The organism is Nocardioides antri (assembly GCF_008373765.1).
Lineage (GTDB): Bacteria > Actinomycetota > Actinomycetes > Propionibacteriales > Nocardioidaceae > Nocardioides > Nocardioides antri.
In genome coordinates, this window is record NZ_VUJW01000002.1 from 219468 (window position 1) to 232720 (window position 13253).

At 69.7% G+C, this 13253-nt stretch carries 12 protein-coding genes and 1 tRNA gene; 7 read left to right on the plus strand and 6 right to left on the minus strand.

Going from position 1 to position 13253, the window contains the following annotated elements; translation table 11 throughout:
- Nucleotides 1–29 precede the first annotated feature (29 nt).
- Together F0U47_RS05470 and F0U47_RS05475 are read right to left on the minus strand one after the other, a co-directional pair.
- Nucleotides 30–1145, minus strand: a complete 1116-nt coding sequence (locus F0U47_RS05470) for a 2-oxoacid:ferredoxin oxidoreductase subunit beta (RefSeq protein WP_149749312.1) — start codon at nucleotides 1143–1145, stop codon at nucleotides 30–32.
- Nucleotides 1142–3190 (minus strand): 2-oxoacid:acceptor oxidoreductase subunit alpha, encoded by a 2049-nt coding sequence (locus tag F0U47_RS05475; RefSeq protein WP_149749313.1) that lies wholly within the window; start codon nucleotides 3188–3190, stop codon nucleotides 1142–1144. Before F0U47_RS05475 ends, F0U47_RS05470 begins: the two co-directional genes overlap by 4 nt.
- Before the next feature lie 310 nt (nucleotides 3191–3500).
- Between F0U47_RS05475 and F0U47_RS05480 the strand changes: the two genes are divergently transcribed.
- The 4 genes from F0U47_RS05480 to F0U47_RS05495 are packed head-to-tail and all read left to right on the plus strand — an operon-like array spanning nucleotide 3501 to nucleotide 7204.
- Nucleotides 3501–4547 (plus strand): sulfate ABC transporter substrate-binding protein, encoded by a 1047-nt coding sequence (locus tag F0U47_RS05480; protein WP_149749314.1) that lies wholly within the window; start codon nucleotides 3501–3503, stop codon nucleotides 4545–4547.
- Between the two features lie 8 nt (nucleotides 4548–4555).
- A complete protein-coding gene (gene cysT, locus F0U47_RS05485; protein WP_149749315.1) occupies nucleotides 4556–5413 on the plus strand; it encodes a sulfate ABC transporter permease subunit CysT in 858 nt (285 codons plus the stop codon).
- Complete coding sequence (locus F0U47_RS05490; protein ID WP_149749316.1) at nucleotides 5406–6215, plus strand: sulfate ABC transporter permease; 810 nt, start codon at nucleotides 5406–5408, stop codon at nucleotides 6213–6215. The genes cysT and F0U47_RS05490 overlap by 8 nt, the downstream gene beginning before the upstream one ends.
- Nucleotides 6215–7204, plus strand: a complete 990-nt coding sequence (locus F0U47_RS05495; protein WP_149749317.1) for a sulfate/molybdate ABC transporter ATP-binding protein — start codon at nucleotides 6215–6217, stop codon at nucleotides 7202–7204. Before F0U47_RS05490 ends, F0U47_RS05495 begins: the two co-directional genes overlap by 1 nt.
- A gap of 21 nt (nucleotides 7205–7225) precedes the next feature.
- On the opposite strand, the gene F0U47_RS05500 is transcribed toward F0U47_RS05495, so the two are convergent.
- Nucleotides 7226–7699, minus strand: coding sequence for an SRPBCC domain-containing protein (locus F0U47_RS05500; RefSeq protein WP_149749318.1), 474 nt, complete (start codon nucleotides 7697–7699; stop codon nucleotides 7226–7228).
- Nucleotides 7696–8187, minus strand: coding sequence for a YajQ family cyclic di-GMP-binding protein (locus F0U47_RS05505; protein WP_188111179.1), 492 nt, complete (start codon nucleotides 8185–8187; stop codon nucleotides 7696–7698). Before F0U47_RS05505 ends, F0U47_RS05500 begins: the two co-directional genes overlap by 4 nt.
- A gap of 135 nt (nucleotides 8188–8322) precedes the next feature.
- Here F0U47_RS05505 and F0U47_RS05510 point away from each other — a divergent pair.
- From F0U47_RS05510 to F0U47_RS05520, 3 genes are all read left to right on the plus strand, one after another.
- Nucleotides 8323–8404: transfer RNA gene (locus tag F0U47_RS05510), tRNA-Tyr, on the plus strand.
- Nucleotides 8405–8566: 162 nt separating this feature from the next.
- Nucleotides 8567–10807 carry a S8 family serine peptidase gene (locus tag F0U47_RS05515; RefSeq protein ID WP_149749319.1) on the plus strand — a complete coding sequence of 747 codons (2241 nt, stop codon included), beginning with the start codon at nucleotides 8567–8569 and terminating at the stop codon, nucleotides 10805–10807.
- Nucleotides 10808–10845: 38 nt separating this feature from the next.
- A complete protein-coding gene (locus tag F0U47_RS05520; protein WP_149749320.1) occupies nucleotides 10846–11256 on the plus strand; it encodes a VOC family protein in 411 nt (136 codons plus the stop codon).
- A 1-nt stretch (nucleotide 11257) separates the two neighbouring features.
- Here F0U47_RS05520 and F0U47_RS05525 read toward each other — a convergent pair whose 3' ends face one another.
- Nucleotides 11258–11710 carry a hypothetical protein gene (locus F0U47_RS05525; RefSeq protein ID WP_149749321.1) on the minus strand — a complete coding sequence of 151 codons (453 nt, stop codon included), beginning with the start codon at nucleotides 11708–11710 and terminating at the stop codon, nucleotides 11258–11260.
- A gap of 88 nt (nucleotides 11711–11798) precedes the next feature.
- Complete coding sequence (locus F0U47_RS05530; protein WP_149749322.1) at nucleotides 11799–13253, minus strand: protein adenylyltransferase SelO; 1455 nt, start codon at nucleotides 13251–13253, stop codon at nucleotides 11799–11801.

Consider the following 13253-nt stretch of genomic DNA (forward strand, 5'->3'; position numbering starts at 1 on the left):
GGCGGGGCCCACGCTCATTTGCTGCTGGGTCAGCCGACGTTCCAGGTGTCCCCGGCGTTGAGCAGCTTCGTGAGCCGGTCGGCGTCGGTGCCGCCTGATTGTGCTGCCTTGGCCTTGGCGTCGGCGACCTGCGCGCGGGCGAGGTCGTCGTACGTCGGCCGCTCGACCTGGCGGAAGATGCCGATCGGGGAGCGGTGGAGGTAGCCGGCGTCGGTGAGCCGCGAGATCGCGAAGGCGGTGGACGGGTCGGGGTTGTGAGCGTCGTGGACCAGCAGCTGCTCGGTGGGTACGGCGGCGGTCTCGACGACCTCGACGCCGCCCCCGGCGCGGGCCAGGGCCTTGTCGCCGAGGCCGGTCTCCTCGTCGCGGACGCCGAACGTGATCGGCTTGCCGTGCTCGAGCGGGATGATCGCGTGCTCCTTGGTGTCGCGGTCCTTGATCGCGTCGAACGCCCCGTCGTTGAAGATCGGGCAGTTCTGGTAGATCTCCACGAACGAGGTGCCACGGTGGGCGGCAGCGGCGGCGAGGACCGCGGTGAGGTGCTTGCGGTCGCTGTCGATGGTGCGAGCGACGAAGGAGGCCTCGGCGCCGAGGGCCAGGGACACCGGGTTGAACGGGTGGTCCAGGGAGCCCACGGGGGTGGACTTGGTGACCTTGCCGACCTCACTGGTGGGGGAGTACTGGCCCTTGGTCAGGCCGTAGATCCGGTTGTTGAACAGCAGGATCGTCATGTTGACGTTGCGGCGCAGCGCGTGGATCAGGTGGTTGCCGCCGATGGAGAGAGCGTCACCGTCACCGGTGACCACCCACACCGACAGGTCCTCGCGGGCGGTGGCGATGCCGGTCGCGATCGACGGCGCACGGCCGTGGATCGAGTGCATGCCGTAGGTGTCGAGGTAGTAGGGGAACCGGCTGGAGCAGCCGATGCCCGAGACGAAGACGATGTTCTCGCGCCGCAGGCCGAGGTCGGGCAGGAAGGACTGCACGGCCTTGAGCACGGCGTAGTCGCCGCAGCCGGGGCACCAGCGGACCTCCTGATCGCTGGTGAACTCCTTCGCGGTCTGCGGGCCCTCGGCAGCGGGGACCGACTCGGTGCCGGTGCGCAGGGCGGGCAGGGGCAGTTCGGTGCTGGTGGGGGTGCTCATCGGCTCGGAGCCTCCTCGTGGTCGGACGGCGGGTTGAGCCCGTGCTCACCGAGGTCCACCTCGGTGCCCTCGGCCTCGCCGACGAGCTGGCCGACGGCCTCGGCGAGCTCGGCGGCCTTCAGGGGCAGGCCGCGGACGTGGTTGTAGCCGATGGCGTCGACCAAGAACTCAGCACGAAGCAACCTGCTCAGCTGGCCGAGGTTCATCTCGGGCACGAGCACCTTGTCGTAGCGCTTGAGGACGTCGCCGAGGTCGGCGGGGAACGGGTTGAGGTGGCGCAGGTGGGTCTGGGCGACGTGGTAGCCGGCGCGACGCACCCGGCGGCAGGCGGCGCCGATCGGGCCGTACGTCGAGCCCCAGCCGATCACCAGCACCTTGGCCTCGCCGGAGGGGTCGTCGACCTCCAGCGGCGGCAGCGACTTGGCGATCGCCTCGATCTTGGCCTGCCGGGTGCGGACCATCAGGTCGTGGTTGGCCGGGTCGTAGGAGATGTTGCCGTGCCCCTCGCCCTTCTCCAGGCCGCCGATGCGGTGCTCCAGGCCGGGAGTGCCCGGGATCGCCCACGGGCGAGCCAGGGTCTCCTGGTCACGCAGGTAGGGCCAGAACTCGTCCGGCTCACCTTCGGCGGCTTTCGGCGAGGCGTGGTTGAGCGCGGTCGCGAAGTCGGGGTCGATGACGGGGAGGTCGTCAATGGAGGGGACCTGCCAGGGCTCGGAGCCGTTGGCGAGGTAGCCGTCGGAGAGCAGCATCACCGGGGTGCGGTAGGTGATGGCGATCCGGGCGGCCTCGACGGCGGCGGAGAAGCAGTCGCCGGGTGACTGCGGGGCGACGATCGGCACCGGCGCCTCGCCGTTGCGGCCGTACATCGCCTGCATCAGGTCGGCCTGCTCGGTCTTGGTCGGCAGGCCGGTCGACGGCCCGCCGCGCTGGACGTCGATCACCAGCAGCGGGAGCTCGGTCATCACGGCGAGGCCGATCGCCTCGGACTTCAGCGCGATGCCCGGCCCGGAGGTGGTGGTGACGCCCAGGGAGCCGGCGAAGGAGGCACCGATCGCGGCGCCGATGCCGGCGATCTCGTCCTCGGCCTGCAGCGTGGTCACGCCGAAGGCCTTGTGCTTGCTCAGCTCGTGGAGGATGTCGGAGGCCGGGGTGATCGGGTAGGACCCCAGGAACACGGGAAGACCGGACCGCACGCCCGCGGCGATCAGGCCGTAGGAGAGCGCGAGGTTGCCGGTGATGTTGCGGTAGGTGCCCTCGGGGAGCTTGGCGGGCTTGATCTCGTAGCGGACCACGAACGTCTCGGTTGTCTCACCGAAGTTCCACCCGGCCTTGAAGGCGGTCAGGTTCGCCCCGAGGATCGCGGGCGCTTTCTTGAACTTGTTCTCCAGGAAGGCGGTGGTCGGCTCGGTCGGACGGCCGTACATCCACGACAGCAGACCGAGGGCGAACATGTTCTTCGCGCGGGCGGCGTCCTTGCGGGACAGGCCGTACTCCTTGACCGCCTCCACCGTCATCCCGGTCAGGTCCACCGGGTGGACCTGGAAGTCGCCGAGCGGGTCATTGGCGTCGCCGAGCAGGTCCAGCGGGTTGGTGTCGTAGCCGGCCTTGTCGAGGTTGCGCTTGGTGAAGTCGTGGGTGTCGACGATGATCGCCGCGCCCTTGGGCAGGTCGCCCACGTTGGCCTTCAGCGCGGCCGGGTTCATCGCCACCAGCACGTCGGGACGGTCGCCCGCGGTCAGGATGTCGTGGTCGGCGAAGTGGACCTGGAACGACGAGACACCCGGCAGCGTGCCCTGAGGCGCCCGGATCTCGGCCGGGAAGTTCGGCAGCGTCACCAGGTCGTTGCCGAACACCGCCGATTCCTGGGTGAACCGGTCACCGGTCAGCTGCATGCCGTCACCGGAGTCGCCGGCGAACCGGATGATCACCCGGTCGAGCTGCTTGACCTGCTTGGTCTGACTCACTGTCGGTCCACTTTCCCTGAGCCCCGTGGAGGGCAACTGCGCTGAGTTCACGGTCGTCGCGCGCCGGAGGATCCGGAGCACAGGATCCGATTCTAGAACGTGTTCTAGGTTTCCGGCTCCGACGTGCTCGAAGTCTCCCTGTGGCGGTCACGACACGCCGTCCCCACGATAGTCCGCCGCCCTCGCGCATCCGAGTTCTCGCCAGCGGCTGAGCGCGGGATCGGGGTGACCTCACTCACAGGGGGGCGCCGTCCGCACTGTGAGCCGTCCCGACCGCGACACGCGGGGCTTGCGTACTGTCTCCATTAAGTCTAGTAATCTACATGGCATTCACGAGGAAGGCTGTGCCCAACGGGGCATCGGCCGGGAGACGAAGTCAGGAAGTGACGCAATGAAGAAGACGATCAAGGCGGCAGTGGTGGGGATGACCGGGATGCTGGCCTTGACCGCCTGCACCTCGGCCGGCGGCAGCAGCTCGAAGGACACGCTCTCTGTGGTCGCGTTCTCGGTGATGGAGACAGCGAACGAGGGCGTCTACGAGGCCTACCAGGAGACCGACGCAGGCGAGGAGACCGAGTTCGCGCCGTCGTACGGCGCCTCGGGTGACCAGAGCCGGGCCGTCGTCGACGGCAAGGAGGCGGACTTCGTCCACTTCTCCCTCGAGACCGACGTGACGCGGCTGGTCGACGAGGGCCTCGTCGCCGACGACTGGAAGGAGGCCACGCCCACCAACGGCATCGCCACCTCCTCGGTCGTCGTCTTCGTCGTCCGCGAGGGCAACCCGCTCGGGATCGACTCCTGGGACGACCTCGCTCAGCCGGGTGTCGAGATCGTGACGCCGAACCCTGGCTCGTCCGGCGCGGCGCGGTGGAACATCCTCGCCGCCTGGGCGCACATCATCGGCAACGGCGGCACCGAGAAGGAGGCCGAGCAGTTCGTCTCCGACCTGCTCGCCAACACGCCGGCGCTGCCGGCCAGCGGTCGCGAGGCGACGTCGGCTTTCGTCGAGGGGGACCAGGACGTGCTGCTCTCCTACGAGAACGAGGCGATCCTCGCGAAGCAGAACGGTGAGGCCATCGACTACGTCGTGCCGCAGGACACGCTGCTCATCGAGAACCCGGCGGCCGTGACCGTCGACGCCAAGGACGGCGCCGAGGACTTCCTCGAGTTCGTGACCTCGGCGGAGGCCCAGTCCCTCTACGCGGGCTTCGGCTTCCGCCCGGTCGAGGGCGTCGAGGGCGTCGAGCTCCCCGAGGTCGAAGGTGCGAACGACCCCGCCGACCCGTTCCCGGCCCCGGAGGAGCTCTACACGATCGATGGCGACTTCGGCGGCTGGGGCGAGGCGGCCGACAAGTTCTTCGCCGACGGTGAGGACGGGGAGCCGCTCGGCATCATCCCGCGGCTCATCGAGCACTCCGGCGCGGACGCCCAGGAGTAAGGACTCCTGTGGCTACCGCGACCCTCGACGCGCCTGAGGTAACCGCCCGCCCGACGCCCACGCGTCGGGCGGGCCCGCGCACGACCCTGACCGCCGGCTCTTCGCTCGGCCTCGGCGTCGCCGTCACCTGGTTCAGCCTGCTGGTGCTGATCCCCCTGACCGCGATCGTCGTGACCTCCGCCGAGCGCGGCTGGTCCGGCTACGTCGACACGATCACCAACCCGCAGACGATGGCGGCGATCAGGCTGACCGTCGGACAGTCACTGCTGGTCACCGGGATCAACGTCGTCATGGGCACCCTCATCGCCTGGGTGCTGGTCCGTGACCGGTTCTGGGGCAAGGCCGTGCTGGACGTCGTCATCGACATCCCGTTCGCCCTCCCCACGATCGTCGCCGGCCTGGTGCTGCTCGGGCTCTACGGGCAGGGCAGCCCGCTCGGCCTCGACTGGGCCTACACGGAGCGGGCGGTGATGCTCGCGCTCGCGTTCGTGACGCTGCCGTTCGTCGTACGCACGGTGCAGCCGGTGCTCGGTGAGCTCGACCACGACGTGGAGGAGGCGGCGGCGTCACTCGGCGCGAAGCGGCTCACCATCTTCCGGCGGATCATCCTGCCGAGCCTCGCCCCGGCCATCGCTGCCGGTGCTGCCCTGTCGTTCGCGCGAGCGATCGCCGAGTACGGCTCGCTGGTGCTGCTCAGCGGCAACAAGCCGTTCAGCACCGAGGTGGTGTCGGTGCGGGTGCTGTCCTTCATCGAGAACGGGAGCACGGCGTCGGCCGCCGCTGTCGCAAGCCTCATGCTCGCGGTCGCGCTGTTCGTGATCGTCGTCCTCGACATCGTGCAGAGGCGGGTGTCGCGCCGTGGTTGAGGTCTCCACGCCCGTCAAGTGGCTGCTGCGGCTGCTCGCGATCGGCTACGTGTTCTTCCTGGTTGCCTGGCCGGTGTCGACGATCGTCCGCGAGGCGTTCGCCGACGGCGTCGGCGCCTTCTTCGACATCTTCAGCGACGAGCAGGTCGTCAACGCCCTGGCCCTCACGGTGCAGGTCGCGGTCCAGGCCGTGCTCATCAACCTGGTGTTCGGCGTCGGCATCTCGCTGCTGCTGGTGCGCTACGAGTTCCCCGGCAAGCGACTGCTGTCGGCGCTCGTCGACCTGCCGATGTCGGTCTCGCCGGTCGTCGTGGGCCTGTCGCTGCTGCTCGTCTACAACGGCCGCGACGGCTGGTTCGGCACGCACCTGGAGGAGTGGGGCGTCCAGATCATCTTCAGCGGCACCGGGATGATCATGGCCACCTGCTTCGTCGCGCTGCCGCTCGTCATCCGCGAGGTCGTGCCGGTCCTCGCCGAGATCGGCGACGACCAGGAGCAGGCGGCCCGCAGCCTCGGCGCCAACAGCCGGCAGACCTTCTGGCGGATCACTCTGCCCAGCATCAAGTGGGCGGTCGTGTACGGCGTCGTGCTGAGCCTCGCCCGCAGCCTCGGCGAGTTCGGGGCGGTCAAGGTCGTCTCCGGCAACGTCGCCAACCAGACCCAGACGGCGACGCTCGTCGTCGAGAAGCAGTACCAGAGCTTCGACCAGGCCGGCGCCTACACGGTGTCGTTCGTGCTCGCGTTCGTGAGCGTGCTCTGCATCGTCGTCGTCTCGATCCTTCGTCCCAAGGAGCACCACTGATGTCCATCGAAGTAACCAACGTGACCAAGAAGTACGGCGACTTCTACGCCCTCGACGACGTCAGCGTCTCGCTGCCCACCGGCCAGCTCACGGCGCTGCTCGGCCCGTCCGGTGGCGGCAAGTCGACGCTGCTCCGGATCATCGCCGGCCTCGACACCGCCGACAGCGGGACGGTCGCGATCGAGGGGACGAACGCCACCAGGCTGCCGCCGCAGAAGCGCAACGTCGGCTTCGTCTTCCAGCACTACGCGGTCTTCAAGCACATGACGGTGGCGAAGAACGTCGCGTTCGGCCTGGAGATCCGCAAGACGCCGAAGGCGGAGGTGAGGCGGCGGGTGGACGAGCTGCTCGAGCTCGTGCACCTGTCGCAGTTCGCCGACCGGCTGCCGTCGCAGCTCTCGGGTGGTCAGCGGCAGCGGATGGCGCTGGCGCGCGCCCTCGCGGTGGAGCCGACCGTCCTCCTGCTCGACGAGCCGTTCGGTGCCCTCGACGCCAAGGTCCGCAAAGAGCTGCGCGAGTGGCTGCGCCGCCTGCACGACGAGGTCCACGTGACCACGGTGTTCGTGACCCACGACCAGGAGGAGGCGATGGAGGTCGCCGACGAGATCGTGGTGATCAACCAGGGCCGGGTGGAGCAGGTCGGCAGCCCCGACGAGCTCTACGACGAGCCGGCGAGCGACTTCGTCATGGGCTTCCTCGGCGAGGTGACCCGGCTCGGGCCGGTGCGGCTGCGCCCCCACGACGTGGAGGTCGGGGTCACGCCCGGCCGGGCGGGTGCGATCCCGGGGACGATCACCCGGCTGCTCCGGGTCGGCTTCGAGGTGCGGCTCCAGGTCGAGCTGGACCGGGAGCTCGGTGGCGGGGCGGACCCGGTGTCGGTCGTGCTGTCGCGCAGCCACGCCCGCTCCCTGGATCTCGAGCTGGGATCGAAGGTCTGGCTCACCGCTGCCGTCGGTGCCGTGACCGTGCCGGCGATGGTGGCGGTCTGAGGCCGACCCGCGGGGCTCGGACTACCCGACCGACTCCGCGCGCTGCTTGAGTGCTTCGGCGTGGCGGCGGAAACCCTCAGCAACCCGGTCGGGGCCGGCGAGGCGCACCAGCGGCCCGGAGAACTCCTCCACGGTGTCGTAGGTCGTCGGCCCCCCGGGTCGCTGGGTCAGCCGCTGGTGCCGGGTTCCGCGGACCAGGCCGAGCTTGGCCGGCAGTCCCTCGTAGACGTACGACAGGAGCGCGGTCGTCGTACCGTCGCCGGCAGGAGCTGGCGGCTCCACCGCCGTGATCCGTTCCGGTGACTTCGCGCCCTTGCCGTTCGCCCAGCGCACGTGGAGCAGGATCGGGTTGTCGACGGCAGCCGGCTGCGGCGTGTCCGCGCGTACGACGAAGGGGTTCCACTCGGGGTACGCCTCCGTGTCGAGCATGACTGCCCACACGACCTCGATCGGGGCGTCGATCTCTACCGACGCCCGCGGGTCGGTCGCCGTCATCGGTAGTTGGTGAACTGCACGGCGAAGTCATAGTCCTGCGCCTTCACCAGCGAGATCACGGCCTGCAGGTCGTCGCGCTTCTTCGACGACACCCGCAGCTCGTCACCCTGGACCTGGGCCTTCACGCCCTTGGGGCCCTCGTCGCGGATCAGCTTGCTGATCTTCTTCGCGTCCTCGGAGGAGATGCCCTCCTTGAGCGTGATCCCGATCTTCGACTGCTGGCCCGACTGGCGCGGCTCCGAGGCGTCGAGGATCTTCAACGACTGGCCGCGCTTGATCAGCTTCTGCTGGAACACGTCCAGTACGGCGGACGCGCGGTCGTCCGCCGACGCGGTGATCTCGATCGCGTGCTCGCCCTTCCACTCGATCGTGGCTCCGGTGCCCTTGAAGTCGAACCGGGTCGCCACCTCCCGCGCCGTCTGGCCGAGTGCGTTGTCGACCTCCTGGCGGTCGATCTTGCTGACGATGTCGAAGGAGGAGTCGGCCATCAGGTTCACCTCGTGCTGTCGGGGCTGGGATCTCAGGGCTGGTGTTTTCGGGGAAGGCGTCGTGCTGCGCTATTGTTTCGCGTCGTTGTCGACCGGCCAACCGGGGCCTCCCCGAGCCGCCGACGGCACACCCCCGGCAGGTTGCCCGAGCGGCCAAAGGGAGCTGACTGTAAATCAGCCGGCATTGCCTACAGTGGTTCGAATCCACTACCTGCCACAGGGACAGAACCGCCCCTGACCTGCGGAAGAACGCCGGTCAGGGGCGGTTCGCATCTGGTCGTCGTGCGGCCGGCCCGACGAGTGCGCGCAACCTATTCCCCCGGCGATCCAGCGGACGTACATTCCTCCAGAAGGGCAGGCCCGTCGAGGAGGATCGCTCATGAAGAAGCCGTTGGTCGCCATGGCTGCCACTCTGGTCCTCGGGGCCGCGGGCGCCTTGCCCGGCATGGCCTCCTCGGGGCCGGACGTCGCGGCACCCCCTCGGGCGACGAACCCGGCGTACGCGTTGGTGCAGCTCACCGGCGCGCCACTGTCGACTGCTGCAGCGACCCGTCCGCAGGGCGGCAAGAAGATCAACTTCAGAAGCGCGGCGGTGCGCAACCACCGCGCAGACCTCGCGGCCGAGCGGAACCGGTTCCGCTCCTGGCTCCGCGCCAACGCTCCCTCGGCCCGGATCACCGGTGAGTTCGACCTCGCAGTCAACGCGGTGGCGGTCAAGCTCAACGGCACCAGCCTGCGCAGGCTGAGGTCCGCGCCGGGTGTGCGCTTCGTCGAGAAGCAGGGTGTGTTCAGAGCGGTGGCGCACGAGGATCCCGACCTGAGCCTCTCCCACGTCGATCAAGCGTGGACGGCGGTCGGCGGTGAGGCGAACGCCGGCGCGGGGGTCGACGTCGCGATCATCGACAGCGGCATCGATGTCACCCACCCGTGCTTCGACGACGCTGGCTACCCGGCGGTGCAGCAGTCCGGTGACCCGGATCTGACCAACAACAAGGTCGTCGTGGCGAAGGCCTACGGCAACAAGCTCGCGAAGCAGGGCTTCGACGCCTCCGACCAGAACGGCCACGGCACGCACGTGGCGGGCACGGTGGCGTGCAACGCGCACACCCCGTCCATGGTCGACGGTGTGGACATCCCCTACGACATGTCGGGCATCGCGCCGCGTGCCGTGCTCGGCAACTACAACGTCTTCCCCGGTACGACGGGATCGGCGCGGTCCGAGGACATCCTCGAAGCGATGGAAGACGCCTACGAGGACGGGTTCGACGTCGCGAACATGAGCCTTGGTGGTGCTCGCAACGACGGCGGCGGAGCCTTCCTGCTCGACCGTGCCGTGGACAACCTCGATCGGGCCAACATGGTGGTCGCCGTTGCCGCGGGCAACGATGGGCCCGGCTACTTCACAGTCCACTACCCGGGCGCCGCGCCTCGCGCGCTCACGGCAGGCGCCAGCACCGTGGGGCACGGCGTGATCAACACGGCGACGGTCGCGGGTGTCGAGTACGAGGTGGTGGTCGGCGAGTTCGGCGAGCTGGAGTCCGACCTCACGGCGCCGCTCGACGTCGTACCCGCGGCCGGACTCCCCCACGGACTGAGCACAGCGTGCGACACCGACCCACCGCTGCCGGACTTGACCGGCAAGATCGCCCTGCTGGGCCGCGGCAACTGCGACTTCACCGTGAAGATGCGCAACGCACAGAACGCCGGTGCCGTCGGAGTGATCATGGTCGACCACACCGAGGAGCCGCCGTTCGTGATGGCGCACAACGGCCTGGAGCCTGTCCCGACGATCCCGGGCGTGATGGTGCGTCTCTCCGACGGCGCGGAGATCGACGACCACGAGGGCGCGCCGGCGACGCTCCACGCCCTCGGGACGTACGTGCACGACCCTGCGGCCACGAACCTCATGGCGGGATTCAGCAGCCAAGGTCCGACACACGGCGACCTGCTGATCAAGCCCGACGTGGTGGCGCCGGGCGCCGACGTGCTCAGCGCCCAGCCAGCGTGGGCGTGCAGCGCACCTCCGTGCTTCAGCTTCCTCGGTGGCACCAGCATGGCGACGCCGCACCTCGCGGGCGCTGCAGCGGTGGTGCGCGGCGACCACCCAGGCTGGACGGCGGCGCAGGTGCGTTCCGCGATCGTCAACACCGCCCAGGAGGGTTTGCTCCGGCACCCCGAGACCGGTGAGGTGACCGACGACCCGCTCATCACGGGTTCCGGCCTGCTGGACGTCGCGGCGGCGGTGGACGCCGTTGCCGGTGTCGCGCCGGTGAGCAAGTCGTTCGGCGCCTGGTCCAGCGGAGCGGGCGGTTCGCGGACAGCGACGATCACGGTCACCAACCTGTCCGGGTCGCCGCAGACCTTCACCGCGGCAGTCGAGGACACGGCAGCCGACGGTGTCCGCTTCACCGGCGCCCGTACGTTCACGCTCGCCCCAGGCCAATCCGGGACGGTCGCCGTCACCGCGGCGGCCGCCAAGGGCGCACCCGACGGGCACAAGTTCGCGACCCTTCGCGTCTCCAAGGCGGGTGGCGAAGTGGCGCACGCGCGTCTCTACACCTTGGTGGGCGAGGGTGACCGGGCCCCGGGGCAGCACCAGCTCCCTCCGCCGTTCGCGTAGAACACCTGGTGGGCCCTGCGGACGGGCAGGATGAGCGGATGGAAGTACTCAGCAGCCGAACCCTTCTGAGGCCTTCAGACCCTGTGCGCAGTCAGCGGTTCTACCGGGAGACGCTCGGCCTGGCCGTCTACCGGGAGTTCGGAGGCCCGGACGCTCCCGGGGTGGTGTTCTTCCTCGGCAACGGCCTGCTCGAGGTCAGCGGTCGGGCGACGGACCCGCGCGGCGACGGGATCGCGTTGTGGATGCAGGTCCGGGACGTTCAGACCGAGCACCGGCGCCTGCTGGCCGCGGGTGTGCCGATCCTCCGCGAGCCTCGACGAGAGCCGTGGGGACTCCTGGAGATGTGGATCAAGGACCCGGACCAGATCCCGATCGTCGTGGTCGAGATCCCCACCGACCATCCGCTCCGGCAAGACCAGCGCAGCGAACGGAGGCGTTCCGACGCCTGACTCAGCCGGCGTCGGTCGGCTCGATCTGCGCGAGCTGCTGGGTCAGATAGCTGCGCATCCGGTCCCGATGCTCCTGCTCGAGCTGCTGCAACCGCGCAACCTCGTCCTGCAGGGCAGCCTGCTGCTCGGCCAGCTCGCCCAGCACGGTCGCGCGCTGCCGGTCGTGCTCAGCCCGCGTCTGCTCGAGCTCCGCCTGCACCCGCTCCACCTCCTGCTGGGCATCGGCCCTGGCCCGGTCGGCCTCAGCGCCCGCCGACGCCCGCAGCTGTTCTGCCTCGGCTCGGCTCGACGCAGTGAGCCGGTCCGCATCGCTCTTCGCCTCCGCCACGATCGAGGCCGCCTCGGCCCGCGCCTCGTCGAGCAGTTCGTCGGCGTTGCGTGCAGCGATCTCCAGCAGTCGCGCGGCCGCGTTGGTGCCGTCTCCCACACCGGTGACGTGCTTCTCCTGAGTCAAGATTCCCCCTAGGTCCTGATGTCACCGTACGGTCCGCCCGTCGCGCACCACAACGCGGCCGCCCCCCATACAGCGCGTCGCCGGGATCTCAGGTGCCGCAGAAGGTCTGGTAGCGACCGAAGTCCTCGGGCGCTGGATCGGCGTAGCGCTCCAGCCCCGGCGTTGCATCGAACGGCTGGCGCACCGCTTGGAGCAAGGCGTGAAGGGGCACGAGGTCGTCGTTCGTCGCGGCGCGGAGGGCTTCCTCCACGAGGTGGTTGCGAGGGATGTAGAGCGGGTTGACCCTGTCCATGGCGTCCGGGTCAGGATAGAGCGCTCGCCACCCCTCGAGCCAACCGTCGATCGCGGAGAGGTCGAGGAAGAGGCCACGCGCCGGCTCGGCGTCACCCCGAGCGGCGGTCGAGAGGTGCCGCCAGAAGGAGGTGTGGTCGACGTGGCTCTCCCGGAGCAGCTCGAGCAGCTTCTCCGCCAGCTCGTCCGCGGCCGCGTCGTCGACCGCCACGAGCCCGAGCTTGGCGCGCATCCCGGCCGACCACGCCTCGGCGTACTCCTCGCGGAACGAGCCGAGGGTCTCGGTGGCCAGCGCGACTGCTTTCTCCTGGTCCTCGTCGAGCAGCGGAAGGAGTGCCTCGCCGAACCGGGCGAGGTTCCACTCCGCGATCCCCGGCTGGTTGGCGTAGGCGTAGCGGCCCGCGTAGTCGATCGAGCTGAAGACCGTCGCGGGGTCGAATGCTTCGAGGAACGCGCACGGACCGTAGTCGATCGTCTCCCCGGAGATGGTCATGTTGTCGGTGTTCATGACTCCGTGCACGAACCCGACGAGCATCCACCGGGCGACCAAGGCGGCCTGCGCAGAGATGACGGCGCGGTACAACGCGAGGTGCGGGTGCTGGTCCGACGCGGCTTCGGGGTGGTGGCGCTCGATGGCGTGGTCGGCCAGCCGGCGCAGGAGGTCGATGTCGCCGGTCGCCTGGACGAGCTGGAAGGTCCCGACCCGCAGGTGGCTGCTGGCGACCCGGGCCAGGAGGGCGCCGGGCAGCACCGTCTCCCGGCGGACGTCGCGGCCGGTGGCGACCACGGCCAGCGACCGGGTCGTCGGGATCCCGAGGGCGTGCATGGCCTCGCTGACGACGTACTCGCGCAGCATCGGGCCGATCGCAGCCAGACCGTCGCCTCCGCGCGCGAACGGTGTGCGCCCGGAGCCCTTGAGGTGGACGTCGCGTACGCGGCCCGCACGGTCCGTCAGCTCGCCCAGCAGGAGCGCGCGGCCGTCGCCGAGCCGGGCGAACCCACCGAACTGGTGGCCCGCGTAGGCCTGGGCAACGGGGATGGTCCCCTCCGGAAGGCGGGTCCCGGTGAGCAGCCCGACGCCCTCCTCGGTCCGCAGCCACTCCGGGTCGAGCCCGAGGTCCTCGGCGAGCGGCTCGTTGAGGACCACGAGCCGAGGCGCCGGGGTGTCGGCGGCCTGCCACTGCACGGCAAGCTCCGGCAGCTCGGATGCGAACCGAGCCTGGAAGGCGGCGGTGCTGGTGGGAGCCGTCAT